At 60.1% G+C, this 23,477-nt stretch carries 22 protein-coding genes, 1 pseudogene and 1 riboswitch; of the genes and pseudogenes, 12 read left to right on the plus strand and 11 right to left on the minus strand.

The genetic code is table 11. From position 1 onward, the window contains the following. The first annotated feature begins 55 nt into the window (after window positions 1–55). Window positions 56–1,252, plus strand: a complete 1,197-nt coding sequence (gene mltA, locus YA0848_RS27575) for a murein transglycosylase A (protein WP_034115341.1) — start codon at window positions 56–58, stop codon at window positions 1,250–1,252. 65 nt (window positions 1,253–1,317) lie between these two features. Here mltA and YA0848_RS27580 read toward each other — a convergent pair whose 3' ends face one another. Next, the gene (locus YA0848_RS27580; RefSeq protein ID WP_034101230.1) at window positions 1,318–1,704 is read right to left on the minus strand and encodes an MAPEG family protein; all 387 of its coding nucleotides are present in this window, start codon (window positions 1,702–1,704) and stop codon (window positions 1,318–1,320) included. Window positions 1,705–1,887: 183 nt separating this feature from the next. On the opposite strand from YA0848_RS27580, the pseudogene YA0848_RS36190 reads away from it, so the two are divergent. Further along, window positions 1,888–1,983: pseudogene (locus YA0848_RS36190) on the plus strand (hypothetical protein); the annotation flags it as partial. 34 nt (window positions 1,984–2,017) lie between these two features. Here YA0848_RS36190 and YA0848_RS27585 read toward each other — a convergent pair. Continuing rightward, the gene (locus tag YA0848_RS27585; protein WP_169903011.1) at window positions 2,018–2,905 is read right to left on the minus strand and encodes a LysR family transcriptional regulator; all 888 of its coding nucleotides are present in this window, start codon (window positions 2,903–2,905) and stop codon (window positions 2,018–2,020) included. Between the two features lie 92 nt (window positions 2,906–2,997). On the opposite strand from YA0848_RS27585, the gene YA0848_RS27590 reads away from it, so the two are divergent. Continuing rightward, a complete protein-coding gene (locus YA0848_RS27590; protein ID WP_047881705.1) occupies window positions 2,998–3,411 on the plus strand; it encodes a VOC family protein in 414 nt (137 codons plus the stop codon). Window positions 3,412–3,484: 73 nt separating this feature from the next. Further along, window positions 3,485–4,735 (plus strand): cation:dicarboxylate symporter family transporter, encoded by a 1,251-nt coding sequence (locus YA0848_RS27595; RefSeq protein ID WP_047881788.1) that lies wholly within the window; start codon window positions 3,485–3,487, stop codon window positions 4,733–4,735. A 55-nt stretch (window positions 4,736–4,790) separates the two neighbouring features. Here YA0848_RS27595 and YA0848_RS27600 read toward each other — a convergent pair whose 3' ends face one another. From YA0848_RS27600 to YA0848_RS27610, 3 genes are all read right to left on the minus strand, one after another. After that, complete coding sequence (locus tag YA0848_RS27600) at window positions 4,791–5,669, minus strand: formate/nitrite transporter family protein (protein WP_169903009.1); 879 nt, start codon at window positions 5,667–5,669, stop codon at window positions 4,791–4,793. Window positions 5,670–5,740: 71 nt separating this feature from the next. Further along, the gene (locus tag YA0848_RS27605; protein WP_169903007.1) at window positions 5,741–7,657 is read right to left on the minus strand and encodes a patatin-like phospholipase family protein; all 1,917 of its coding nucleotides are present in this window, start codon (window positions 7,655–7,657) and stop codon (window positions 5,741–5,743) included. A 97-nt stretch (window positions 7,658–7,754) separates the two neighbouring features. Further along, the gene (locus YA0848_RS27610) at window positions 7,755–8,159 is read right to left on the minus strand and encodes an acyl-CoA thioesterase (protein ID WP_034101233.1); all 405 of its coding nucleotides are present in this window, start codon (window positions 8,157–8,159) and stop codon (window positions 7,755–7,757) included. A 198-nt stretch (window positions 8,160–8,357) separates the two neighbouring features. Then, window positions 8,358–8,464: riboswitch (S-adenosyl-L-homocysteine riboswitch) on the plus strand. A gap of 21 nt (window positions 8,465–8,485) precedes the next feature. Here YA0848_RS27610 and ahcY point away from each other — a divergent pair. The 5 genes from ahcY to YA0848_RS27635 all read left to right on the plus strand — a co-directional run bounded on the left by ahcY (window position 8,486) and on the right by YA0848_RS27635 (window position 14,976). After that, window positions 8,486–9,895 (plus strand): adenosylhomocysteinase, encoded by a 1,410-nt coding sequence (gene ahcY / locus YA0848_RS27615; protein ID WP_034139646.1) that lies wholly within the window; start codon window positions 8,486–8,488, stop codon window positions 9,893–9,895. A 121-nt stretch (window positions 9,896–10,016) separates the two neighbouring features. After that, window positions 10,017–10,862: a methylenetetrahydrofolate reductase [NAD(P)H] gene (gene metF / locus YA0848_RS27620; protein ID WP_034101762.1), complete on the plus strand. Its 846-nt coding sequence runs from the start codon at window positions 10,017–10,019 to the stop codon at window positions 10,860–10,862. 78 nt (window positions 10,863–10,940) lie between these two features. Continuing rightward, entirely contained in the window at window positions 10,941–12,020 is a 1,080-nt protein-coding gene (locus YA0848_RS27625) for a hypothetical protein (RefSeq protein WP_169867576.1), read from the plus strand. A gap of 64 nt (window positions 12,021–12,084) precedes the next feature. Beyond that, window positions 12,085–12,876, plus strand: coding sequence for a substrate-binding periplasmic protein (locus YA0848_RS27630; protein ID WP_047881708.1), 792 nt, complete (start codon window positions 12,085–12,087; stop codon window positions 12,874–12,876). A gap of 222 nt (window positions 12,877–13,098) precedes the next feature. Then, window positions 13,099–14,976, plus strand: a complete 1,878-nt coding sequence (locus YA0848_RS27635; protein WP_034101237.1) for a DEAD/DEAH box helicase — start codon at window positions 13,099–13,101, stop codon at window positions 14,974–14,976. Between the two features lie 216 nt (window positions 14,977–15,192). Here YA0848_RS27635 and YA0848_RS27640 read toward each other — a convergent pair whose 3' ends face one another. Next, complete coding sequence (locus YA0848_RS27640; RefSeq protein ID WP_034139649.1) at window positions 15,193–15,771, minus strand: YceI family protein; 579 nt, start codon at window positions 15,769–15,771, stop codon at window positions 15,193–15,195. A gap of 32 nt (window positions 15,772–15,803) precedes the next feature. Next, window positions 15,804–16,355: a cytochrome b gene (locus YA0848_RS27645; protein ID WP_034101239.1), complete on the minus strand. Its 552-nt coding sequence runs from the start codon at window positions 16,353–16,355 to the stop codon at window positions 15,804–15,806. 273 nt (window positions 16,356–16,628) lie between these two features. On the opposite strand from YA0848_RS27645, the gene YA0848_RS27650 reads away from it, so the two are divergent. Together YA0848_RS27650 and YA0848_RS27655 are read left to right on the plus strand one after the other, a co-directional pair. After that, window positions 16,629–18,035, plus strand: a complete 1,407-nt coding sequence (locus YA0848_RS27650) for an adenosylmethionine--8-amino-7-oxononanoate transaminase (RefSeq protein ID WP_034101240.1) — start codon at window positions 16,629–16,631, stop codon at window positions 18,033–18,035. A gap of 69 nt (window positions 18,036–18,104) precedes the next feature. Then, window positions 18,105–18,824: a 16S rRNA (uracil(1498)-N(3))-methyltransferase gene (locus YA0848_RS27655; protein ID WP_034101241.1), complete on the plus strand. Its 720-nt coding sequence runs from the start codon at window positions 18,105–18,107 to the stop codon at window positions 18,822–18,824. Window positions 18,825–18,984: 160 nt separating this feature from the next. Here the strand turns inward: YA0848_RS27655 and YA0848_RS27660 are convergent, their stop codons facing one another. From YA0848_RS27660 to YA0848_RS27670, 3 genes are read right to left on the minus strand one after another with little or no spacing between them, the layout of a single operon-like run. Further along, complete coding sequence (locus YA0848_RS27660; protein ID WP_047881709.1) at window positions 18,985–19,887, minus strand: transporter substrate-binding domain-containing protein; 903 nt, start codon at window positions 19,885–19,887, stop codon at window positions 18,985–18,987. Window positions 19,888–19,911: 24 nt separating this feature from the next. Then, on the minus strand, window positions 19,912–20,262 hold the full coding sequence (locus YA0848_RS27665) for a RidA family protein (RefSeq protein WP_047881710.1): 351 nt from the start codon (window positions 20,260–20,262) through the stop codon (window positions 19,912–19,914). A 10-nt stretch (window positions 20,263–20,272) separates the two neighbouring features. Next, on the minus strand, window positions 20,273–21,514 hold the full coding sequence (locus YA0848_RS27670) for a D-amino acid dehydrogenase (RefSeq protein ID WP_169903006.1): 1,242 nt from the start codon (window positions 21,512–21,514) through the stop codon (window positions 20,273–20,275). A 106-nt stretch (window positions 21,515–21,620) separates the two neighbouring features. On the opposite strand from YA0848_RS27670, the gene YA0848_RS27675 reads away from it, so the two are divergent. Then, window positions 21,621–22,523, plus strand: coding sequence for a LysR family transcriptional regulator (locus tag YA0848_RS27675; protein ID WP_034115346.1), 903 nt, complete (start codon window positions 21,621–21,623; stop codon window positions 22,521–22,523). Here the strand turns inward: YA0848_RS27675 and trhA are convergent. Continuing rightward, window positions 22,518–23,135 carry a PAQR family membrane homeostasis protein TrhA gene (trhA, locus tag YA0848_RS27680; RefSeq protein WP_034101246.1) on the minus strand — a complete coding sequence of 206 codons (618 nt, stop codon included), beginning with the start codon at window positions 23,133–23,135 and terminating at the stop codon, window positions 22,518–22,520. The two genes, YA0848_RS27675 and trhA, sit on opposite strands and share 6 nt — an antisense overlap. Window positions 23,136–23,477 lie beyond the last annotated feature (342 nt).

A 23,477-nucleotide genomic window follows, 5' to 3' on the forward strand; every position in this document is an offset into this window, starting at 1 on the left:
ATAAGGGTTGCCCAGCGCCGCTTCGGCGTGGGTGATCGCTTCAGGAATTGCTTGGATGACTATCACATTGAAACCCTGGAGCCGCCGTCTGGCGTGGGCTCTACCTCTCATCGCGCTGCTGGCCGGCTGCGACGCTGGCAAGGACACAGGCAAAGAAGTCGGCAAAGATGAAACCGTCAAACCTCACGCCGTCGCCACCTACGTGAATACTCCGTGGGAAGCCTTGCCGGTGGTGTCCGACAACGACTTAATGGCCGGTTTCGAAGCCTGGCGTAGCGCCTGCCAACGCCTCAAGGCCGACCCGGTCTGGGGCGCGACCTGCGCCGCAGCGGCTACGGTCCCGGCCGATGCGCCAGCAGTGCGCGGTTTTCTCAAGGAGCGCCTGGACGTTTTCGGCCTGCGCTCGGCGGACAACACTCCCAACGGCTTGATCACCGGCTATTACGAGCCGGTCTACCCCGGCAGCCTGACCAAGACCGCCACTGCTCACGTGCCGGTCTACGGGGTGCCGGATGATCTGATCATCGTCAATCTGGAGAGCATTTACCCCGAACTCAAAGGCAAGCGCCTGCGTGGTCGCCTGGAAGGCCGCGTGCTCAAACCGTATGACGATGCCAGTGTGATCAACGGCCAGGGCTCCAGCGCCAAGCCGATCGCCTGGCTCACCGACCCGATGGACCTGCAATTCCTGCAGATCCAGGGTTCGGGGCGCATCCAACTCAAAGGCGGGCGCCAATTGCGCGTGGGTTACGGCGACCAGAACGGCTACCCCTACCGCCCTATCGGCCGCTGGCTGGTGGAACAGGGTGAACTGAAGAAGGAAGAGGTCAGCATGGGTGCCATCAGCGCCTGGGCCAAGGCTCACCCGCAACGCATTCCGGAACTGTTGGCAAGCAACCCCAGCTATGTGTTCTTCAGCGCCCGCCCCGACAGCAACGAAGGCCCACGGGGCTCGCTGAATGTGCCGCTGACCGCCGGCTACAGCGTGGCGGTGGATCGTAAGGTGATTCCGTTGGGCAGCCTGTTGTGGCTGTCGACCACCAAGCCAGACGGTTCGCCGATTGCTCGCCCCGTCGCCGCCCAGGACACCGGTGGCGCCATCACTGGCGAAGTGCGTGCGGACCTGTTTTGGGGCACTGGCGATGCGGCGGGTGAGTTAGCGGGGAATATGAAACAGCAGGGCCAGATCTGGATGCTATGGCCCAAGGGCGCAACGTTGCCACAAGTGCCGGACGCGCCCACAGGCACCTGACCAACGCTGAAAGCCCAATGAGGGAGGGAACACACCTCTCCCACATTGGGCAGCGGCGCCGCGCCTCAGATCGAGACGAAGAAGAAACTCGCGATCAACGCCATCCCCACCGCCCACACCAGCGAACGCAGGATCGCCCAGTCCGCCAGGTAGCAAATGATGTACAGCAGACGGCTGGTGATAAACAGCACCGCCAGCACGTTGATGGTCACCAATTCGGCCGTACCCGCCAGATGGGCGATAATCACCGCCGCCGCGAATGCCGGGGTGACCTCAAAACCGTTGAGCTGCGCGCTGTGGGCACGCTTGGCCACACCGTCCAGGCCCTCCAGAAAAGCCCGCGGGTCGTGGTTGTGGCGCAACCCGAATTTGCCCCCACTGAACTTGGCCACCCCCGTGCACAAGTACGGGAGAAAAATGGCGATCAACACACACCAGAAAGCGACTGTCATGACTTATTCCTTTTGTCGTTTTATGCAGCGATTAGAGTTCTAGCACTACATACGCAAAACCGCACGTATCCGCTATGAGCCGCGCGACACCGAAAGGTTCTACCGCACTTTCGCCCAAGACCTTGCAACCTCACACCGCCACTGCGGCCCCCCCCATTCCCCCCCAGCGTCCAAGCACCCCGGATGCTTGAACTTGTCGCCGCCTTTATTTACCTCACAACCCTGCTCACCTATGTGGGCTTCCGCTTTATCGGCCTGCCGCCCACCATCGGCGTGATGCCGAACCTCAGTGAAGTGACGGGGATCTACGTCGCTACATCACACGTTTGCCTGAGGGCGCGCTGCAATTGCGCAGGTATTCAAGCAAGTGCCGCATCGCCAGTGGGCGGCGCGGCGTCGAGCTATGCATGATGACCAGATCCCGCGCATAGCGTGGCGCGTCGTCGACCGGCAAGACACACAGGCCATTGCCAGACATCCCTGCCCACTGCGGTACCAGTGATACCCCCATGCCTTGGGCAACCAACATGACGATGGTTTCCAAGGCATCCAGCTCACACAACACCTGCGGGTCAAAGGACTGTTCATCGAGGAAGCGCTGTGCAATCTGCCCACCCCACGAACGAGCGTCGTACCGAATGAATGAACGCTCGCGCAGCAATGCTTCTAACGTTTGCGTGCCCCACTCAGCCGGAGCAATCAGGATCAAAGGCTCAGCCCGCAATAAGGTCGTCGCCAAAGCCTTGGGTGGCTGAAAGGGAGGCCTGACAAGAATCGCAGCGTCCAGCTCCTGAGCCAGCAATCTCTCATAGAGACTTCTGGAGTCTCCTGGTGTGATCTTCAGTCTCAGCCCAGGTGCCGAAAGGGCCAGGCGCTCGATCACCGCCGGTAAAACGCCGGTCAATGCCGTCGAAATGGCACCGATCTTGATCTCTCCCGATAAGCCATCCTGGCTCAGATCCTCCTGCAATTCACGCGCCTGCTTAATGACTGCTTGAATTTTTGGTAACAACAATAGGCACTGGTCCGAGGGCCACGCGGCATGCGCAGTGCGCATAAGCAGCGTGCACCCCAACGTCCGCTCAAGCGCTTTGACTCGTTGGCTGATCGCCGCTGCACTACGATTTTCGCGGCGCGCGGCCGCAGCAATGGAGCCGGCTTCAATGACTGCGACCAGACTTCTCAGGAATCGAACATCCATAAGTTTTCCTTTCGCTCAGACCAAGGCGAACCCGTTTTACCCGGATACGCGGCCTGTTTAATTTGAGAGCTCCCCCACACGGAGCACCCCCCATGAACAGACCTTTCCACGCTGCATATCATGTCTATGACCTAAACCAGGCGCGGATTTTTTATCGAGATGTTTTGGGCTGTACGGAAGGCCGTAGCAGCGAGACCTGGATCGACTTCGATTTTTTCGGGAACCAACTTTCACTGCACCTGGGCACGCCGTTTCCCACCACGCGTTCCGGGCTGGTGGGTGAGCATCATGTGCTGATGCCGCATCTGGGCGTGGTGTTACCACTTGAGGAGTGGTTGACGCTTGCCGACCGTCTTACCCGCCTGGGTACATGTTTCGAGATTCCGCCAGTGACCCGATTCGCTGGCGAGCCAGGCGAGCAACGCACGATGTTTTTTCTTGACCCCAGCGGCAACCCCATCGAGGTGAAAGGGTTCAAAAACTTCGCCGGGCTGTTCGCTCAATAAATCCCTGATATCTACAACAATAAGGGCAACCCCCATGACCACCAAAAAACCAACCAGCCTTGTGACTCGCATCATGATCGGCCTGGCTGCCGGGATAATCGTCGGCATCCTTCTCAACCAGTTTCCCGAACACAAGCTGTGGTTCATTGACAATTTGCTGCAACCGGCAGGCGACTTGTTTATCAAGCTGATGAAGATGATCGTCGTGCCTCTGGTCTTCGCTTGCATGACAGTCGGCATTGCTGGCATGGGAAATCCCGCCGCGTTGGGACGCGTCGGCGTGAAGACCTTCGTTTACTTCTTCACGATCACCAGTGTTGCAATCGTCTTTGGCCTGATCGTTGGAAACGTCGTCGAGCCTGGCTCGGGGGCCGAATTTGGCAGTGCTTTGCAGACGCCAGTCACAGAGCTGGCCGCCAACGGCAAAACCCAGAACCTGGGGCAAACGCTATTGGCGATCGTACCGGATAACATCGTCTTGGCCATGTCACAGGGCAAGCTGCTCTGCGTGCTGTTTTTCGCCATCCTGTTCGGTTGCGCCTTGTCTATGCTGCCCGAGCAGCGCAAGGCCCCCTTGATCAGTGTGATGCAGGCCATCTCCGACACCATGTTCAAAGTCACCCATCTGGTCATGCATTACTCGCCAATCGGCATTTTCGGGCTGATCGCAGTCACCATCGCCAGCTTTGGCCTCAGTGCCTTGCTGCCACTGGCCAAACTGATCGGCACGACTTATATCGCAGTGCTGTTATTTGCATTGTGTGTATTGGGCGCAGTTGCACGCCTGGCGGGGATCGGCTTCTTCCACTTGGTGCGGGAGATACGCAGTGAATTGTTGCTGGCCTATAGCAGCGCCGCTTCAGCGACAGTGATGCCTCAACTGATCGAGAAAATGGAGCGCTATGGTGCACCACGCCCGATTACCAGCATGGTTATCCCACTGGGCTACTCGTTCAACCTGGATGGCGCATCTCTTTTTGCTGCGTTGGGTACATTATTCATTGCCCAGGCGTATGGCATCGACCTGAGCCTGGCGGATCAGGGGATGCTGGTATTGATCATGGTGTTGACGTCAAAAGGCGCGGCGGGCGTGCCGGGTTTCATGTTTATCATCCTTACCGCGACCTTGACTGCGGCGGGTCTCCCCGTGGAAGGAGTGGCGATTATCGCTGGTGTCTATCGCCTGATGGACATGCCGGTCACGGCGCTGAATGTGCTTGGCAACGCGCTGGCGCCATTGGTGATTGCCCGGTGGGAGGGGCAACTGAGGGCACCTGACCGCACAGTTGCCGCCGAACCTGCCAGCACATCGCTGAACGCCTGAAAACTTTAGCCCTAGTGTCCCGCAAAGAGTCTGCATCAGTCTTCGCGGGACGGTATCACCTCCTTTCCTCGCCCTGACGTGCGCCGCAGCGATCAGGGGAACTCAACTTACTCTCGCTGCGAATCTGCGCATGGCTGATCAATGCAAAGATAAAGCTGCCACCGATGATATTGCCGGCCAGGGTTGGGCCGGCAAACACCAGCCAGAAGTCATGCCACGACAGTTCGCCGGCAAACACTAGGTACGAAACCTCTGCAGAGCCCACCACGATGTGCGTGAAACCCCCCAGGGCCATCAGGTAGGTGATCACAATGATGATCCACATCTTGGCGCTTTCCATCGACGGGATCATCCACACCATGGTGGCAATCATCCAGCCCGAGATGATGCCCTTGGCGAACATCTGGCCGGCGTCGTTTTCCATGACCTTTCGGCCGATCTCCAGGAAGGCCTGATCGGTCTTGGTGTCAAAAATAGGCAAGTGCAGCATCACGTAGGCCACCAGCAAGGTGCCGCACAGGTTGCCCACCAACACCACCGACCACAGCCGCAACAAGCGCCCGGCATTGGCCAAAGTCGGCTTGCTCATCACCGGCAGCACGGCGGTCAGGGTGTTTTCCGTAAACAATTGCTGGCGCGCCAGGATCACCGCGAGGAAACCTGCGCAATAGCCGAAGCTGGCGATGACCTTGAAAGCTTCACCGTCGGGCAGGCGCGAATTGAGCAATCCCATGGCCATCAACGACAGCCCCATGGTCAGGCCGGCGGCCAGCGCCGACCACCATAGGGCGGCGACGCTGCGCTCCAGTTCCTGATCGCCTTGGGTGCGGATAATTTCGTGCAGCACCGCCGCGCGGGGTGGTTGGTTCTCGTCGACATCCTGCTGCTCTTCCTGCGACAGGTTCGGAGTTTTACCGTCTTCGTGTGTGGCCATGATTTACCAAAGTCCAAGGGATGCCTGTAGCTACGACACGCCGTGACAGTGGCTGTTCAGTGGCCAGGCAACTAAACCGGTAGACGCCAGGCTTTGGCCGCTTCCACAGTGGTAGAGCGAAACGGGACACTCCAGGGTTTATTGCGCGCCTTGTAATGTTTGACGATGCCGTCGAGCACGTTATTGAACGCCTGTGGCGTCTGCGCATCTGCCAAGTCACGGGCTGCACGTCGCAGCAGCTCGATGTTGGATGCCGGCTGGCCCGGACGATAGAGCGACGGATAAATGACTTCCCGCGTAAAGTTTTCGGCTTTTACCGCCAGATCATTCCTTTTCATCTGTGCAACCGCGCTTTTCATCACCTTGGACATCGCGGTGTTATCGCCAACTGACGCTTTGCTCATCATTTGCAGGAGCTGCTGAAAATTAGGCTTGTCGGCTGCGTTGAGGCGCCGCCCCAACCATTCGACATACTCAGGGCCTCGCGCCAGCGCATCCAAGTTACGCAACGCCCTCGCGATCTTGGGTGTCACCGTCAGCTTGTCACCGGCCTGATTGGCTTCGGCAATGGCGACATTCAGCGCTTGCAGCGCTTGCGTTGCACCATTACGAAACATCAGCACATCCTTGGCGGCGGGATCCTTCTTCAGATCATGCTCAACGCTCGCCAGCATGTCATCGTCCATGGCCAATACAGCTTGGTCCAATGACTCAAATTGATAGCGCTCACGTAACTGCGCACGCCTTTCCAGGTGCGCGCCTACCGCTGCACGCGCCGACGCCTGCAGGTGCATTTTCTGATCGTCGGTCATGGTGAAATTAACCGTGCCACCCAGCAGGCCGCGAAAATCGCCCTTTTCGGACTTCAGCGGTAACACGACAGTCTGATCCGCTTGGGCCTTGAGCTTATCTTCCTGATACCCCTCAGCAGCCGCATGGGGAATTCCCAGGATCCTATCGACCACGTCACTCCAAAAACCGCCGCTCGTTGCAGGCTTCGGATTATCGGGTTCGAACTTGACAACCAACGACTCGGTCTTGCTCAGAGAGGGCTCTGAAGAAGGCGGATCAATCACCGCAGAAGACGGTGTATTGACCAGCAGCCCACCATCCTGGAATGCCGTTTGTTCAGCATGTTCCTGAAACAGATGGCCTTGCTCCTTCGGGCTTTTGAATAGGCCAGGCAGTGAGCCGGATATATGAGCCGCACGGGCAATGTCCATGTCAGGGGTGGTGCTGGCATTGAAGACCACCAACTGCGGTCGGCCATCGAACATGCCGACACCCGTAATATTGAGCTGCTTGACCGCCGGAATGTGGCGGCTCAACACCGCAAGATCATTAAAAGTCGGCCCTTCCCCTGCGCTGAGCCGGTCGGAAATCTTCATGACTTCATCTGGCCGGTTTTCCCGAGATGCCCCTGCGATCTGCGCCAACAGCGACTTACGCGCTTGATCGCCAATCAAATCCTCCAGAGGCTGCGCTTCGGTCTGCAGGCGCGGAATCAGAGTGAACAGTAATTGCGCGATGTTTCCGGCCGGCCCGGGTAAGCGCTCCGCCAACTTGCCAAGTTGAGCACTGGCCTTCTGTAACTTTGCGGTAAGAGAATCTTTGCTGCTCAGCAATTCAGGCAAGTTGAGGCTGTTCGATAGTTTTTCGAATGTCTTGGCATCCATGCCACTGGCGAGCAGCGCAGCGGAGATAGCGCCAGCCGAAGAGCCGGAGATGACTTTGACCCCGCCCATTGCCTTGTGGTCTTCAAGCGCCTGGACCATGCCCGGAAATGCAATACCCTTTGCCCCACCACCACTCAACACCAGATGTGCAGGCGGTGGCGGCGACAAGGTCACTTCCACCTGCCCATCGCTGGCGCGAGCAAGACTCATCTTGCGCTCGCCTACGTGCTTGACTAGAAATGCCTTTGCATCCTTATCGACGTTTTCAGACCGTTGAGGCTGAAAAATGGCATTAGAACTGGATACTTTCATACACGACTCTCTCTACAGGGTGAACCCTGAGTGAAGCGAGAGCCTGGGATAGGTCCATCCGGAATAATTTGGCAATGCAAATCAACCCGGGCTGAGGTTATTCAGGCGGGCTGTCTTCCTTGAACTGATCCTTCACGTACTTGATCTCGGTCCGCCCATGGGGCGCCGGCAGCCCGTCTTCGCCCAGATTGACGAATACCATTTTCTCCACGGTGAGGATGCTTTTGCGGGTGATCTTGTTGCGCACTTCGCAGGTCAGGGTAATCGAGGTGCGACCGAATTCAGTGGCGGTGATACCCAACTCAATGATGTCGCCCTGGCGCGAGGCGCTGACAAAGTTGATTTCGGAGATGTACTTGGTGACGACCCGCTGGTTGCCCAACTGGACAATCGCATAGATCGCGGCTTCTTCGTCAATCCAGCGCAGCAGGCTGCCACCGAACAGTGTGCCGTTGGGGTTGAGGTCTTCAGGTTTTACCCATTTGCGGGTGTGGAAGTTCATGGTCACTCCAAAGCGTCTTGCCGAATGATGGGCAACATCATGGCAGAGGCCGGGCCCAAGCTCTATGAACCATTGCCTATAGCGGCCATGAGCGATCTTCATGCCGGTGACGGAAAGGCTTGGGAAGTCTGGAATGCGCAGCTATAATCCCACCCGTTTCAAAACGGTCATCTTCAATTGTTACCGTTTTCCCGCCACCTGTCCGAGGGGCGCTGCAGCAGGTTCAACCTGTCAGGCTCGGATGGGGCGTTGTCCGGCCTGGTTGCCCTGGCCTGATACTAAACGCACAACGGCGCCCATTCGCACACTACGAATGGAGGCTCTTCATGAGCGCTGTCAACACGCCTGCAGATTTCACCGACTACAAAGTCGCCGATATGTCCCTCGCTGCCTGGGGCCGTCGCGAAACCTTTATCGCCGAATCCGAAATGCCTGCCCTGATGGGCCTACGTCGCAAGTACGCCGCCGAGCAACCGCTCAAAGGCGCGAAGATCCTCGGCTGCATCCACATGACCATTCAAACCGCCGTGCTGATCGAAACCCTGGTTGCCCTGGGTGCCGAAGTGCGTTGGTCGTCCTGCAACATCTTCTCGACTCAAGACCAGGCCGCCGCCGCTATCGCTGCTGCCGGTATTCCGGTGTTCGCCTGGAAAGGCGAGACCGAAGAGGAATACGAGTGGTGCCTGGAGCAAACCATCCTCAAGGATGGCGCGCCATGGGATGCCAACATGATCCTCGACGACGGCGGCGACCTGACCGAGTTGCTGCACAAGAAATACCCGCAGATCCTCGATCGCGTCCATGGCGTGACCGAAGAAACTACCACCGGCGTACACCGCCTGCTGGACATGCTGGCCAAGGGCGAGCTGAAAATCCCGGCCATCAACGTCAACGACTCGGTGACCAAAAGCAAGAACGACAACAAGTACGGCTGCCGTCACAGCCTCAACGACGCCATCAAGCGCGGCACCGACCACCTGCTTTCAGGCAAGCAAGCCCTGGTGATCGGCTACGGTGACGTGGGCAAGGGTTCGTCCCAGTCCCTGCGTCAGGAAGGCATGATCGTTAAAGTGTCCGAAGTCGACCCGATCTGCGCCATGCAGGCCTGCATGGACGGTTTCGAAGTGGTTTCGCCATTCATCGACGGAGTCAACGACGGCAGCGAAGCCAGCATCGACAAAGCCCTGCTGGGCAAGATCGACCTGATCGTCACCACCACCGGTAACGTGAATGTCTGCGATGCCAACATGCTCAAGGCCCTGAAAAAGCGCGCCGTGGTGTGCAACATCGGTCACTTCGACAATGAGATCGACACCGCTTTCATGCGCAAGAACTGGGCATGGGAAGAAGTAAAACCTCAAGTGCACAAGGTTCACCGTACCGGCGCTGGGGATTTCGATCCACAGAATGACGATTACCTGATCCTGCTGGCCGAAGGCCGCCTGGTTAACCTGGGCAACGCCACCGGCCACCCAAGCCGCATCATGGACGGCTCCTTCGCCAACCAGGTGCTGGCGCAGATCTTCCTGTTCGAACAAAAGTACGCCGACCTGTCGCCTGCCCAGAAAGCCGAGCGCCTGACCGTGGAAGTACTGCCTAAGAAACTCGACGAAGAAGTGGCCCTGGAAATGGTTCGCGGCTTCGGCGGCGTGGTGACCAAGCTGACCAAGACCCAAGCCGATTACATCGGCGTGACTGTCGAAGGTCCGTTCAAGCCGCACGCTTATCGCTACTAAGTAACCGGCTGGTCCGTCTGTAGGACGGGCTTGCTGTGGTCGCAGAGCAATCTCCTGCGCCATAACAAGCTCGTTCTTGCAGCGTTCACCTTCGGCTTTATGAGTTTCAAAGGGTATGACCATGTCCCAAGACCGTCGCTACAGCTTCGAGTTCTTCCCGACCAAGACCGATGCTGGGCATGAAAAACTGATGGCCACTGCCGCGCAATTGGCCAGCTACCAACCCGACTTTTTCTCCTGCACCTACGGTGCCGGCGGCTCGACCCGCGACCGCACGATCAACACCGTGTTGCAGCTGGAAAGCCAGGTCAATATTCCCGCCGCACCGCACTTGTCGTGCGTGGGCGACAGCAAGGCCGACCTGCGCGGCCTGCTGACCCAGTACAAAGACGCCGGGATCAAGCGCATCGTCGCTCTGCGTGGCGATTTGCCGTCCGGTATGGGCATGGCCAGCGGTGAGCTGCGCCACGCCAATGACCTGGTGAGTTTCATCCGTGAAGAAAGCGGCGATCACTTCCATATTGAAGTAGCTGCTTACCCGGAGATGCATCCCCAGGCGCGCAATTTCGAAGACGATTTGCAGAATTTCGTGCGTAAGGCGAACTCCGGCGCGAACAGTGCGATCACCCAGTACTTCTTCAACGCTGACAGCTACTTCTACTTTGTCGAGCGTGTACGGGCTCTCGGTGTGGATATCCCAATCGTGCCGGGCATCATGCCGATCACTAACTACAGCAAATTGGCGCGTTTCTCCGACGCTTGCGGCGCAGAGATCCCACGCTGGGTTCGCAAGCAACTGGAAGCCTATGGCGACGACGTCAAGAGCATTCAGGCGTTCGGCGAGCAGGTTATCACCGAGATGTGTGAGCGTTTGTTACAAGGTGGCGCACCAGGGTTGCACTTCTATACCCTGAACCAGGCTGAACCCAGCCTTGCCATCTGGAACAACCTCAAGCTGCCACGCTGAAGTCTTTCCGGCTGAACCAAGGCCCTCGTTTCGACGAGGGCCTTTGTCGTTTTACATGTCCACGGAAACCCGCAGTCCATGAATACAGTGCCTACGACTTCCCGCCCGCAGTTGGTCTATCTGGTTTTCGGTGCGCAGACCTACCACCAGGAAGCCGTGTTCAGCATCGCCAGTGCCCTGGCGTTTCTGCAGGAAACCCCCGATGCCGTGGATATTCAGGTATTCAGCGACGACCCCGAGCCCTATCGCCTGCTGCCCGTACGCGTGCGCCCGCTGGACGAGGCCACGCGTAAACGCTGGTGCGAGCCCCACGGTTATCACTTCCGCACCAAACATGTAGCGTTGCGCCAGGTGCTTGAAGAGTCGGCGGTGGCGCTGCTGATCGACACAGACACCTTCTTCCATCGCTCCCCCCTTGAACTGTTCGAGCGCGTGCAGCCGGGCACGCTGCTGTGCAACGCTTTCTACACCCAGTACGGTGAAAACCGCGAGAGCATCCTCTATACCGCCCTGCACCAGCGTCTGCTCGACATGGGCGTGGCCGACGATCAGATGATGACGCTCAACTCCGGGGTCATGGGACTGACACAGCAGGATGTCCCGATTCTGGATCACTCCATCGCCTTGATGGATGAACTGTTCCCCCATGCCCAGGGCGCGTACACCTTGGAAGAGTTCTGCCTGTCGATCGCCGCTTACCGTACGGTCAAGGTGCGCGAGTGTCCGGACCTGATCCATCACTACTGGAGCCGCAAGCAACTGTTTCGCGCCAAGGTCAAAGCCTGGATCGCCAAGCACCAGTCGGCGCCCACCAGCGCTCAAGCCCTGGCCGATACCCGCCAGGTCTCCGCCCACCTGCCACGACCACCACGCATGCAGCGCCTGATGTACAAGATGATCACGCTGGTCCTGCCCAAGCACCAGCAACAGTTCATTCGCGAAATCCTTTACGGCTGCTACGAGCACGAGAATGAATTCGACCAGGCATGTGGCCCGGTCTGGTGGGACAAGGCACGACAGAACCAGGAAGAGCGACAGAAACACCCGATCGACGCTCACCAATTGGAACATTGGTTTGCCAATCCCGTCGTCCGCTTGATTCTCGGTGAGCGGCGTACCGCGATCTACGAACACTTGATGACGTCTCCGGCCAAATAACGCTATCCGCCGGATGCGCATGCCAGAGCTTCTCTTTAACGCAGTGGCATCGTAACCTCAGGGCATGCACGCCCTTCTGAAGCTGTTGACCGCTGCGCTTTTCACTTGCCTGAGTCTGGCCGCTTATGGCGAGAAATTGCGCATTGTCACCGAGCCGTGGGCACCTTATGTGTATGAAGACCAGGGCGCCATGTACGGGCTGGACTATGAAACCACCGTCATTGTGTTCCAGCGTCTCGGGGTCGAGGTACAGTGGCAATTCCTGCCCTGGAAACGCTGCCTGGCGATGTTGGACCAAGGCCACGCCGACGGCGCGCTGGATATTTTCCACAGCCAGGCGCGCGACGCCCAGTTGCTGTACCCCAGCGAACCGCTGTCGGACGTGGACTTCGTGCTGTTCTATGCCAACGAGCGCCCCCACCCGGCGCAGCATCTGGATGACCTGCGCGGGCTGACAGTGGGCACCTCGCCGGGTTACCTGTACGGGGCTGAATTCAGCGATTCGGCGCTGTTCAATCGCGAATCGGCGCCGAGCCACGAGGCGAACTTCGGCAAATTGCTGCTGGGGCGTATCGATCTACTGATCACCGATCGCCGGGTCGGCCAGCATCTGATCAAAACATTGGGCCTGGAGGGCAAGGTCAGCCAGGCGCCGCTGGTGGTCAGCCGCCAACCGCAGTTTCTGGCCGTACGCCGTGGCGCGGGCATGGACCTGCTGGTGCAGCGTTTTGCTGCCGAATTAAAGCGTTTCAAACAAGAGCCTGACTATGCCGCCTTGAGCGCCCGATACGGCGGAATCCCCGGTATTGCAGCTGCAGAACGCACCGTTGAGCAGCAGGAAAGCAGCGCGCCGTGATTGCTCTGTTATACTCCGGCCTTTCCGCCAGGCTTACGCCCGGCCGCTGAGGTCTTGAAAAAGGCACCCAACCCCGCTACAGCGCAGCTTTGCAGCCCGCGCGAGCCGGTGGAGTGCTCGCCAGACGCAGCAGGACCGGACGGGATTTCGCTCCCCTAAGCGCCATTCACGCCCGGCAAGATTATCCCTTTGGGCCAAGCCCTAACTAAAACAGGATTACTCATGTCCTTTGCTTCCCTCGGTCTCTCCGAGGCTTTAGTCCGCGCCATCGAGGCGGCGGGCTATACCGAGCCTACTCCCGTGCAACAGCGGGCCATTCCCGCCGTGTTGCAAGGTCGCGACCTGATGGTCGCAGCCCAGACAGGTACTGGTAAAACCGGCGGTTTCGCCCTCCCGATCCTGGAGCGGTTGTTCCCCAACGGTCACCCGGACAAATCCCAGCGTCACGGCCCGCGCCAACCGCGCGTACTGGTCCTGACCCCTACCCGCGAACTCGCCGCCCAGGTCCATGACAGCTTCAAGCTGTATGCCCGCGACCTGAAGTTCGTCAGCGCCTGCATCTTCGGCGGCGTCGGCATGAACCCTCAGGTTCAGGCCATGTCCCGTGGTGTCGACGTGCTGGTGGCGTGCCCCGGTCGTTTGCTCGATTTGTGCGGCCAGGGCAGCGTCGATTTGTCCCACGTAGAAATCCTCGTGCTGGACGAAGCCGACCGTATGCTCGACATGGGCTTCGTCCATGACGTGAAGAAAGTCCTCGCCCGCCTGCCGGCCAAACGTCAGAACCTGCTGTTCTCGGCAACGTTCTCCCAGGACATCACCGCCCTGGCCGGCAAGCTGCTGCACAACCCGGAGCGCATCGAAGTCACGCCGCCGAACACCACGGTCGAGCGTATCGAGCAACGCGTGTTCCGCCTGCCCGCCAGCCACAAACGCGCGCTGCTGGCCCACCTGATCACCGCTGGCGCCTGGGAACAGGTGCTGGTGTTCACCCGCACCAAGCATGGCGCCAACCGCCTGGCCGAGTACCTGGACAAGCACGGCCTGACCGCCGTCGCCATCCACGGCAACAAGAGCCAGAACGCGCGCACCAAAGCCCTGGCCGACTTCAAGGCCGGCACCGTGCGTATCCTGGTGGCCACCGATATCGCCGCCCGCGGCCTGGATATCGACCAATTGCCACATGTGGTCAACTTCGAGCTGCCGAACGTCGATGAGGACTACGTGCACCGTATCGGCCGTACCGGCCGCGCCGGTCGTTCGGGCGAAGCCATCTCCCTGGTGGCGCCGGACGAAGAAAAACTGCTGAAAAGCATCGAGCGCATGACCAAGCAGAAAATCGCCGACGGCGACCTGATGGGCTTCGATGCCAGTACCGTAGAAGCCGAGAAGCCTGAAGCGCGCGAGCGTCCCGATGTGCGTAACCCACGCAACCCGCGCGGTCCGAAGGGCGATGGCCCGAACGGCGGTGGCGGTGGCGGCGGTCGTCGCGATAAGGGCAAGGACAAGGGCAAGGAAAAATCCGCCAGCAACGGCCGTGGCGAACGCCCGGCCCGCGAGCAAAAGCCCCGCGAAGGCACCCCGGCCCGCGAACAGCGCCAGCCGAGCCAACCGCCACGCGCCGCCGCTGACCGCGCTCCGGACGAGTTCCTCGACGACGATGTGGATAACTTCGGTAACCGCGTTGACTACGTGCCTCAGGCCAAGCCGGCCCAGGGCCGTGGCCGTCGTCCAGGTGCTCCGGCACAGGGCGCGGGCGCAGGCGCTCCTCGCGGCGGTCAGCCACAGGGCGGCCGTCAGAATGGTCCGCGTAACAGCAGCGGCGGCACCACCGGCACCCCGCCAGCCAAGCGCAACGGCCCGCGTAACGGCGCTCCGCGTGATGGCCAGGCCCGTCGCGAAGACTCGCGTAATCGCCGCCCGGCCCGTGACGACCAGCCACGTTCCTCCGAGCCAGCCGTGCAGAACCCGCGTGGCGGCCCCGCTCCGAAGATTATCCACAAGGAGTCGAAGGTCGATCGTTTCCCGACTCCAGAGCAATTGGATCAATTGCCCGGCCGTCCTCGTGGCGAAAAACCAGCGTTGCTGACCCGCAACCGCTGAGTTTCTACGCAGCATAAAAAATGCCCCGCTCTTTCGAGACGGGGCATTTTTTTGGGCTCAACAAACTAAATATGGGAGGAGGCTTACCCCCGATAGCTGTGTATCAGTATCAACAGGCAGACCGAGCTGCCACCAGTAGCAAGCGCCCTCCCACACTGAGCGTATTCCAGATACAAAAAACCGGATCCTGAGATCCGGTTTTTTAACTACGCAGAATTACTTCTGCTTCACGCCTTCCAGAGAGATATCCAGATCCAGGGTCTGGGAGGACGGGCCTGGGCCTTTGATGCCGAAGTCGTTCAGGTTCAGCGTGGTCTTGGCGTTGAAGCCGGCACGCTCGCCGCCCCATGGGTCTTTGCCTTCACCGTTGAACGTGGCCTTGAAGGTCACCGGCTTAGTCACGCCGTGCAGGGTCAGGTCGCCGGTCACGTCAGCAGTTTTGTCGCCGGTGGATTTAACGGCGGTGGACACGAACTTAGCGTCAGCGAACTTGGAGACGTCGAGGAAGTCTTTGCTGGCGATGTGCTTGTCACGCTCGGCGTGGTTGGACCACAGGCTGGCGGTTTTCACGTCGACTGCGATTTTGCTGGCTTCTGGCTTGGCCGAATCCCAGCTGAACGTGCCATCCCAATCCTTGAAGGTACCGTGGATGAAGCTGTAGCCCAGGTGGCTGATTTTCCAGTCGATGAAGGCGTGCTGGCCTTCTTTGTCGATCTTGTAGTCAGCCGCCATGACCTGGCCTGCGGACAGTAAAGCAGTACCGATTGCCAGTGCAGCGAGTGTCTTTTTCAACATGCTTTCTATTCCTTGTGAGTCGAGGTTGAACATCAGGCTTTGCGCCCCAGCATTCGCGTGAGGGTCGCATCACGATCGATAAAGTGGTGTTTCAACGCAGCCACGCCGTGCAAACCGGCGAAGACCACCAATACCCAGGCCAGGTAAAAGTGCACCAGACCCGCGTTGTCTGCCTGGTCCGGTAGACCGGAAACCAAGGCAGGAATTTCAAACAGGCCAAACACCGGAATACCGACACCGTCTGCGGTGGAAATCAGGTAACCGGCGATCATCACCGCAAACAGGCCGACGTACAGGAACATATGGCCAAACGCCGCGCCGATACGGGTCAGGCGGCTGTAACTGGCCAGCGGCGGTGGCGGCGGGCTGATCAAGCGCCAGACGATCCGCACCAGCATCACCGCAAACAGCGTGATGCCGATGCTCTTGTGCAGGTCCGGTGCATCTTTGCGCCAGGCACTGTAGTAATCGAGTCCGACCATCCACAGGCCCAGGGCGAACAGACCAAACACCACCAGGGCCACGCCCCAGTGCAAAACCATACTGACCCAGCCATATCGGGCCGGTGAGTTACGTAGCTGCATGTACTTAATCCCGTAAGAGCTGCGCCCAAGACTAGCGTGTTAACTATCGAATTAAAGCGGAAAATTTCGCTTTGAAATATCGAGAAATGCGATCTAGAGCCTAGGCACGATAAGTTAACCAAGGATTAAGGACTATTCCTGAGAAACGTGACAGTCCGTCCTGTGTTTACTGCCAATTCACACGCCATGGGTTGTGACACCGCCCTGCTTTGCATAGGCTTGCGCGATTGTTTCACCTGCGCCGGTCGCAGGACCGCTTCGAGGAGAGACACGATGGGCCTGAACAACCAGTGGATGCAACGCGATCTGGCGGTGCTGTGGCATCCCTGCACCCAGATGAAAGACCACCAGCAATTGCCGCTGATCCCCATCAAGCGTGGCGAGGGCGTGTGGCTGGAAGACTTCGAAGGCAAGCGCTACCTCGACGCCGTCAGCTCCTGGTGGGTCAACGTGTTCGGGCATGCCAACCCGCGCATCAACCAGCGCATCAAGGATCAGGTCGATCAACTGGAGCATGTGATCCTCGCCGGTTTCAGCCACCAGCCGGTGATCGAGCTGTCCGAGCGCCTGGTGGCGATGACGCCCGAGGGCCTGACCCGTTGCTTCTACGCCGATAACGGTTCGTCGTGCATCGAAGTCGCGCTGAAAATGAGCTTCCACTATTGGCTCAACCGCGGCCTGCCGAACAAAAAGCGCTTCGTGACCCTCACCAACAGCTACCACGGCGAAACCATCGCCGCGATGTCGGTGGGCGATGTGCCGCTGTTCACCGAAACCTACAAGGCGCTGCTGCTCGACACGATCAAAGTACCCAGCCCCGATTGCTACCTGCGCCCCGAGGGTATGAGCTGGGAAGAACACTCACGCACGATGTTCCTGGCCATGGAACAGACCCTGGCCGAGCACCATGCCACGATCGCTGCGGTGATCGTCGAGCCGCTGATCCAGGGCGCCGGCGGCATGCGCATGTATCACCCGGTGTACCTCAAGCTGCTGCGCGAAGCCTGCGACCGCTACGGCGTGCACCTGATCCATGACGAAATCGCCGTAGGCTTCGGCCGCACCGGCAGCATGTTCGCCTGCGAACAGGCCGGCATCCGTCCGGACTTCCTGTGCCTGTCCAAGGCCCTTACCGGCGGCTATCTGCCCTTGGCCGCCGTGGTGACCACCGAGGACGTGTACAGCGCGTTCTACGACGACTACCCGACCCTGCGCGCCTTCCTGCATTCCCACAGCTACACCGGCAACCCGCTGGCGTGCGCGGCGGCCTTGGCGACCCTGGATATTTTCGAAGAAGACAACGTCATCGAGAACAACAAGGCCCTGGCCCAGCGCATGGCCACCGCCACCGCGCACTTGGTGGACCACCCCCATGTGTCAGAAGTGCGCCAGACCGGCATGGTGCTGGCCATCGAGATGGTCCAGGACAAAGCCACCAAGACCGCCTACCCATGGCAGGAACGCCGTGGCCTGAAGGTATTCGAACACGCACTGGAGCGCGGCGCGTTGCTGCGGCCGTTGGGCAGCGTGGTGTATTTCCTGCCGCCCTATGTGATCACGCCGGAGCAAATTGACTTCCTGGCCGAAGTGGCCAGCGAAGGCATCGACATCGCCACCAACAGCAGCGTCAGCGTCGCGGTGCCACAGGACTTCCACCCAGGCTTTCGCGATCCGGGTTGATTCCCCACCTTTTTAGGCACCCTCGCCACCGTTATCTTGCTCCTGCACAGAATTTCCCAGAGAACAGAAATGAGATTGTCCCGCTTTTTCACCGACACCCCGCTGAGCCTCGGCGACGTAGAACTGCCCGAGGCCCAGGCGCATTACATCAGCCGCGTGTTGCGCATGGTCGAAGGCGACGCCGTGCAATTGTTCGACGGCTCCGGCCAGGAATTCCTCGGCAGCTTGCTGGAAGTCGGCAAGAAGCGCGTCACCGTGCAACTGAGCGAAAGCTTCGCGGGCCAGGCCGAATCCCCGCTGCACATCCACCTCGGCCAGGGCCTGTCCCGGGGCGAGCGGATGGATTGGGCGATCCAGAAAGCTACTGAGCTTGGGGTCAACGCGATCACGCCGATTTTCAGCGAACGCTGCGAAGTGCGCCTCAAGGACGAACGCGCCGACAAGCGCCTGCTGCACTGGCGCCAGGTGGCGATCAGCGCGTGTGAGCAATGCGGGCGTTCGACGGTGCCGGTGATTCACCCGCCGCTGCTGCTGGCCGATTGGTTGAAGCAAACCGCGGCGGACCTGAAGCTGGTGCTGCACCCGGTGGCTGAACCGATGATCAGCCATGCCAAGCCGTCGAGCCTGGCGTTTTTGATCGGGCCAGAAGGTGGGCTGACCGACAATGAAGTCGAAACGGCCCAAGCCGCCGGCTACCACGCCGCCCGCCTTGGGCCGCGGGTGTTGCGTACCGAAACCGCGCCCGTCGTTGCATTGGCCGTGGCCCAACAACTCTGGGGCGACTTCTAACGCCCTTACTTTGCAAACCCAATCAAAACTGTGGGAGCGGGCTTGTGTGGGAGCCGGGCTTGCCCGCGATGCAGTCACCTCGGTCTTTCAATAACACTTGGGTGATGCTATCGCAGGCAAGCCAGCTCCCACAGTTAGATTGGGTTACCACATCAGCACATCACTCCACCGGATCGCTGACCGGCTTGGCAATGATCGCCTTCAGCTCGCTGGTCATCGGGAACTCAAGGTTCAAGCCCTTGGGCGGAATCGGCTGTTCAAACCAGCGCTGGTAAATCCCGTTGATTTCCCCGCTGCGGTACAGGTCACCGAGGGTCTCGTTGACCACCGCCAGAAACTGCGGGTCATCCTTGCGCACCATGCAGCTGTAGATTTCCCGGGACTGTTCCTCGCCCACCACCACCCAATTGTGCGGGTCCTTGGCCTTGGCGCGTTCGCCGTAGAGCAGCGCGTCGTCCATGTAGAACGCGGCCGCGCGGCCAGTCTCAAGCATCTTGAATGCCTCGCCATGGTCCTTGGCGCTGATCACAAAGATATTGGCCTTGTGCTCGGCGTTGTAGCTTTTGAGGAAGCGCTCGTTGGTGGTGCCGGCGGTGGTCACCACGTTCTTGCCCTGCAGATCGGCAAACCCCTTGATGCCGCTGTCTTTGGCAGTCAGCAACTGGCCCTTCACGTAGATAAACCCGTAGGAAAACGCCACCTGTTTCTGCCGTTCGGCGGTGACGCCGGTGGAGCCGCATTCCAGGTCGACGGTGCCGTTCTGCACCAGCGGGATACGGGTCTGGGAGGTCACCAGGTTGTATTTGACGTTGAGGTTGGGCACCCCGGTTTTCTGCTGGATGCGTTCGACGATCTTGTTCGCCAGGTCCACCGAATAGCCCATGGGTTTGCCGCTATGGTCGCCCACGTACGAAAAGGGTACCGAGGCGTCGCGATAACCCAAGGTAATCGACTTGGCGTTGGCGATCTTGCTCAGCGTACCGCTCAAGACCGCTTCGTTCGCCACGGCCTGCGCGCCCCATAACAGCCCCACCGCGCAGCCGGTCAACAGGATTTTTTTCATTGTTATGCTCCGTTGGTTTTTTGGTTATTTACGTACAGCAATCACACTGATTTCCACCAGCACGCTCGGCCGTGCGAGCTGGGCTTGCAGGGTGGTCCGGGTGGGCGCCATCCCCGGCGACAGCCACGCGGACCACACTTCATTCATCGGCGCAAAACCGCTGTCGATGTCCTTGAGATAGATGGTCGCATTGAGCAAGTGGTCCTTGTCGCTACCGGCCTGGGCCAACAGCGCGTCGATCCTGGCCAGGACTTCGCGGGTCTGGATCGCCACGTCCTGGCCGTCACCCGGCACCTGGCCCGACAGAAACACCAGCTCATTGAAAGTCACAGCGCCGCTGAGGCGCTCGTTAGTGTTGATTCGTTGGAGGGTCATGGATGCGTCCTCACGCGGCGCGGGGCGACAGGCCCTGCATATCGATGGAAGGTTGGTGCTGGCCGATCAGTTCGGCGAGCAGTTGGCCGCTGCCGCAGGCCAGGGTAAAACCGAGGGCGCCGTGGCCCAGGTTGAGCCACAGGTTGCGGTAAACGCTCGCGCCGATCAGTGGCACACCGGTCGGCGTGGCCGGGCGCATGCCGGCCCATTCCAGCGCATGGCTATAGTCACCGGCTGTAGGAAAAGTCTCGATCGCCTGGCGTTTCATCAGCGCCAGGCGCTTAGGCTCAAGGCTGGCATCGAAACCGACGATATCCACCATAGCCGCCACCCGCAATTGTTCGCCGATGCGTGCGTAGACGATCTTGCGGTCGTAGTCGGTGATGCTGATGTTAGGCGCGCGGTGCTGCTCGCCAATCGGCACACTGAGGCTGTAACCCTTGAGCGGATACAACGGCAGCGACACGCCAGGCAACGCCAATTCAGCGCTGCGGTGCCCGGCGGCCAGCACCAGGTGCTCCACCGGCATGACCTCCTCGCCCAGCTCCAGCGCCTGCACCGCACCCTCGGCATGACGAATACCGGTGACCTTGCGCCCCAATATAAATGTGCAACGCCCCGATGCCTCCAGACGCGCCGCCAGACGCTGACAGAACGCATGGCAATCGGCGACTTCCTCGTTTGGCGTGTAGATACCGCCGACAAAACCGCCCGCCGCCAGCGTCGGCTCCAGGCGTGCGCAGTCCAGGGCGGACAGCACCTGTTGTTGCAGGATGTCGGTGACCTTGCTGCGCGCATGCTCAAAGGTCGTCGCGTTGCGAAAGGCCACCAGCTTGCCGTTGCGCCGCCAGTCGAAGCCGTCCAGACGATCGTCGACGCGCCATTGCTGCAAGGTGTTTTGGCTCAGGGTCGCCAGACGCAGCAGGTGCGCGGCGTTGCGTTTATTCACCGAGCCTCGGCAGGCGCCGACAAACGCCGCCATCCAGCGCCATTGTTGGGGGTCCAGACGCGGGCGCAGTTTCAACGGCGAGTCACCGCGCAGCAGCCAGCCAATCGCTTGCAGCGGCACACCGGCATCGGCCAGCGGCGCGACGTAGCGGTAAGACAATTGCCCACCGTTGGCAAAGCTGGTTTCGCTGCCGAGGCGCTCGCGCGCGTCGATCACCGTGACCTCATGACCGGCACGCACCAGCGCGTATGCACTGGCCAAGCCGATCACCCCACCGCCGATAACGCAAACCTGCCTGGCCATGCTCGCCCCTGCCGTTGATTGAGAGAGCCCCAGCGTAGGGGCAGGTGACACGCCACCGACAATGAATAAAGATAGGTCGCCTATAAACAAACGTTATGGACGTGCCATGCGCTTGCGTCATATCGAAATCTTCCAGGCTATCCGCCAGACCGGCTCCGTCAGTGCCGCCGCGCAGTTGCTGAATGTGTCGCAGCCGGCGGTGACCAAGGTGCTGCAACATGCCGAAATGCAGCTGGGCTTTCCGCTGTTTCTGCGGGTGCGCGGTAAATTGCAGGCAACTCCGGAAGCCTTGGCGCTGGAGCGTGAAGTCGAGAAAGTCACCGAGAGCCTGCAAGGCGTGCGGCGCCTGGCCAAGAGCCTGCGCAGCGCACCGGGGCATAGCGTGCGCATTGGTGCGATTCCGGCATTGGCCCTGGCCCTGCTGCCGCCGGCGATTCTGGAATGGAAGCGCGACTACCCGGACATTGCCTGCGAACTGTCCAGCGACCATAGCCGCGAGCTGGTGCAAAAACTGTTGATGCGCGAGATCGACCTGGCGTTGACCCTCAACTTCTCCGGCCATCCGGGATTGACCACCCAAGTGCTGGCCAACGGAGCGCTGGTGGCGCTGGCCTCCAAGGGTTATTGGCCCGAGGAGGCGCTGAGCATGCCATTGGCCCTGACGGACCTGGCCGGCGCGCCGCTGATTGGCCTGTCCAGCGCCGACCCACTGTCGGCCAGGCTCGACAACTATCTGGAAAGCGTTACGCCGCCGCCGCGCGTGACCCTCTCGGTGCAGACCTACGCCCTGGCGCGGGCCATGGTCGAGTCCGGCGCCGGCTTAACGGTAATCGACCCCTTCACCGCCCTCGGCGCTTCCCCCGCCACCACCTGCATCCGCACGCTGACCCCACCGCTGCCGATCACCCTCTACGCCCTGACCCGCGCCGATGAACCGCCACCGCACACGCTGGCCAAGCTGCTGGAGATCTTCGGCCAGCGCGCCGACGCGATGCTGCAGCGGCTATAGCACGTAGTGCATGATCGCCACGAAATGCAGCACGCTGCCGCCGATCACGAACAAGTGCCAGATCCCATGGGAGTGCCGCAGGCGGTGCTCCAGGGCAAAAAAGATGATGCCAACGGTGTACAGCACGCCGCCCGCCGCCAGCCAGATAAACCCCGCCGTGCCCAGCGCGGCCATCAGCGGCTTGACCGCCACCAGCACAATCCAGCCCATCACCGCATAAATGACGATGGACAAAATGCGCGCCTCGGAACGCGGTTTGATCTCCTGCAAAATGCCGATCACCGCCAGCCCCCACACAATCCCGAACAGCGTCCAGCCCCACGGCCCGCGCAGGGTCACCAGGCAAAACGGCGTGTAACTGCCGGCAATCAACAGGTAGATGGAAAAGTGATCGACCTTCTGCATGATCTCTTTTCGCCGCCCCTGCACGCTGTGGTACACGGTGGACGCGCTGTACAGCACCATCAGCGTAAAACCATAGATCGCCACGCTGACGATCTTCCAGGGGCTGCCATCCAGACTGGCCACCACCAGCATCCATACGGCGCCAATACACGCCGCGACAGCACCGAGCAAATGGCTCCAGGCGTTGAATCGTTCCCCGTGGTACATGTGTCACTGACCTCCCGTAACCGTTGACGACTGGCCGCAAGCCTCCGGCCTTGGGCATCAGAGTGCAAGTGCCATGTGACGTTCCGAGGACGCCGCGCGCATTTGCGGGCACAATCGAGCCACATTCTCGTCACGCCGCAGCCTCCAGCGCGAGTCGGAGGTTATTTTGGTTGTCATGGTCGCTCCACGGGTTTGCCGTCGTGGGCTGTACCCTAGGCGTGATTCAGGAGGCTATCAATCAAGCTGGGCGGTGGATCATTACAGTTGTAGTAATGGAGCATCAACGAACGCTGAGCCGAGCCGAAAGATGATCTCAATGTAAGAGGGGGCTTGCCCCCGATG

The organism is Pseudomonas sp. S4_EA_1b, assembly GCF_016307435.1.
Taxonomy (GTDB): domain Bacteria; phylum Pseudomonadota; class Gammaproteobacteria; order Pseudomonadales; family Pseudomonadaceae; genus Aquipseudomonas; species Aquipseudomonas rhodesiae.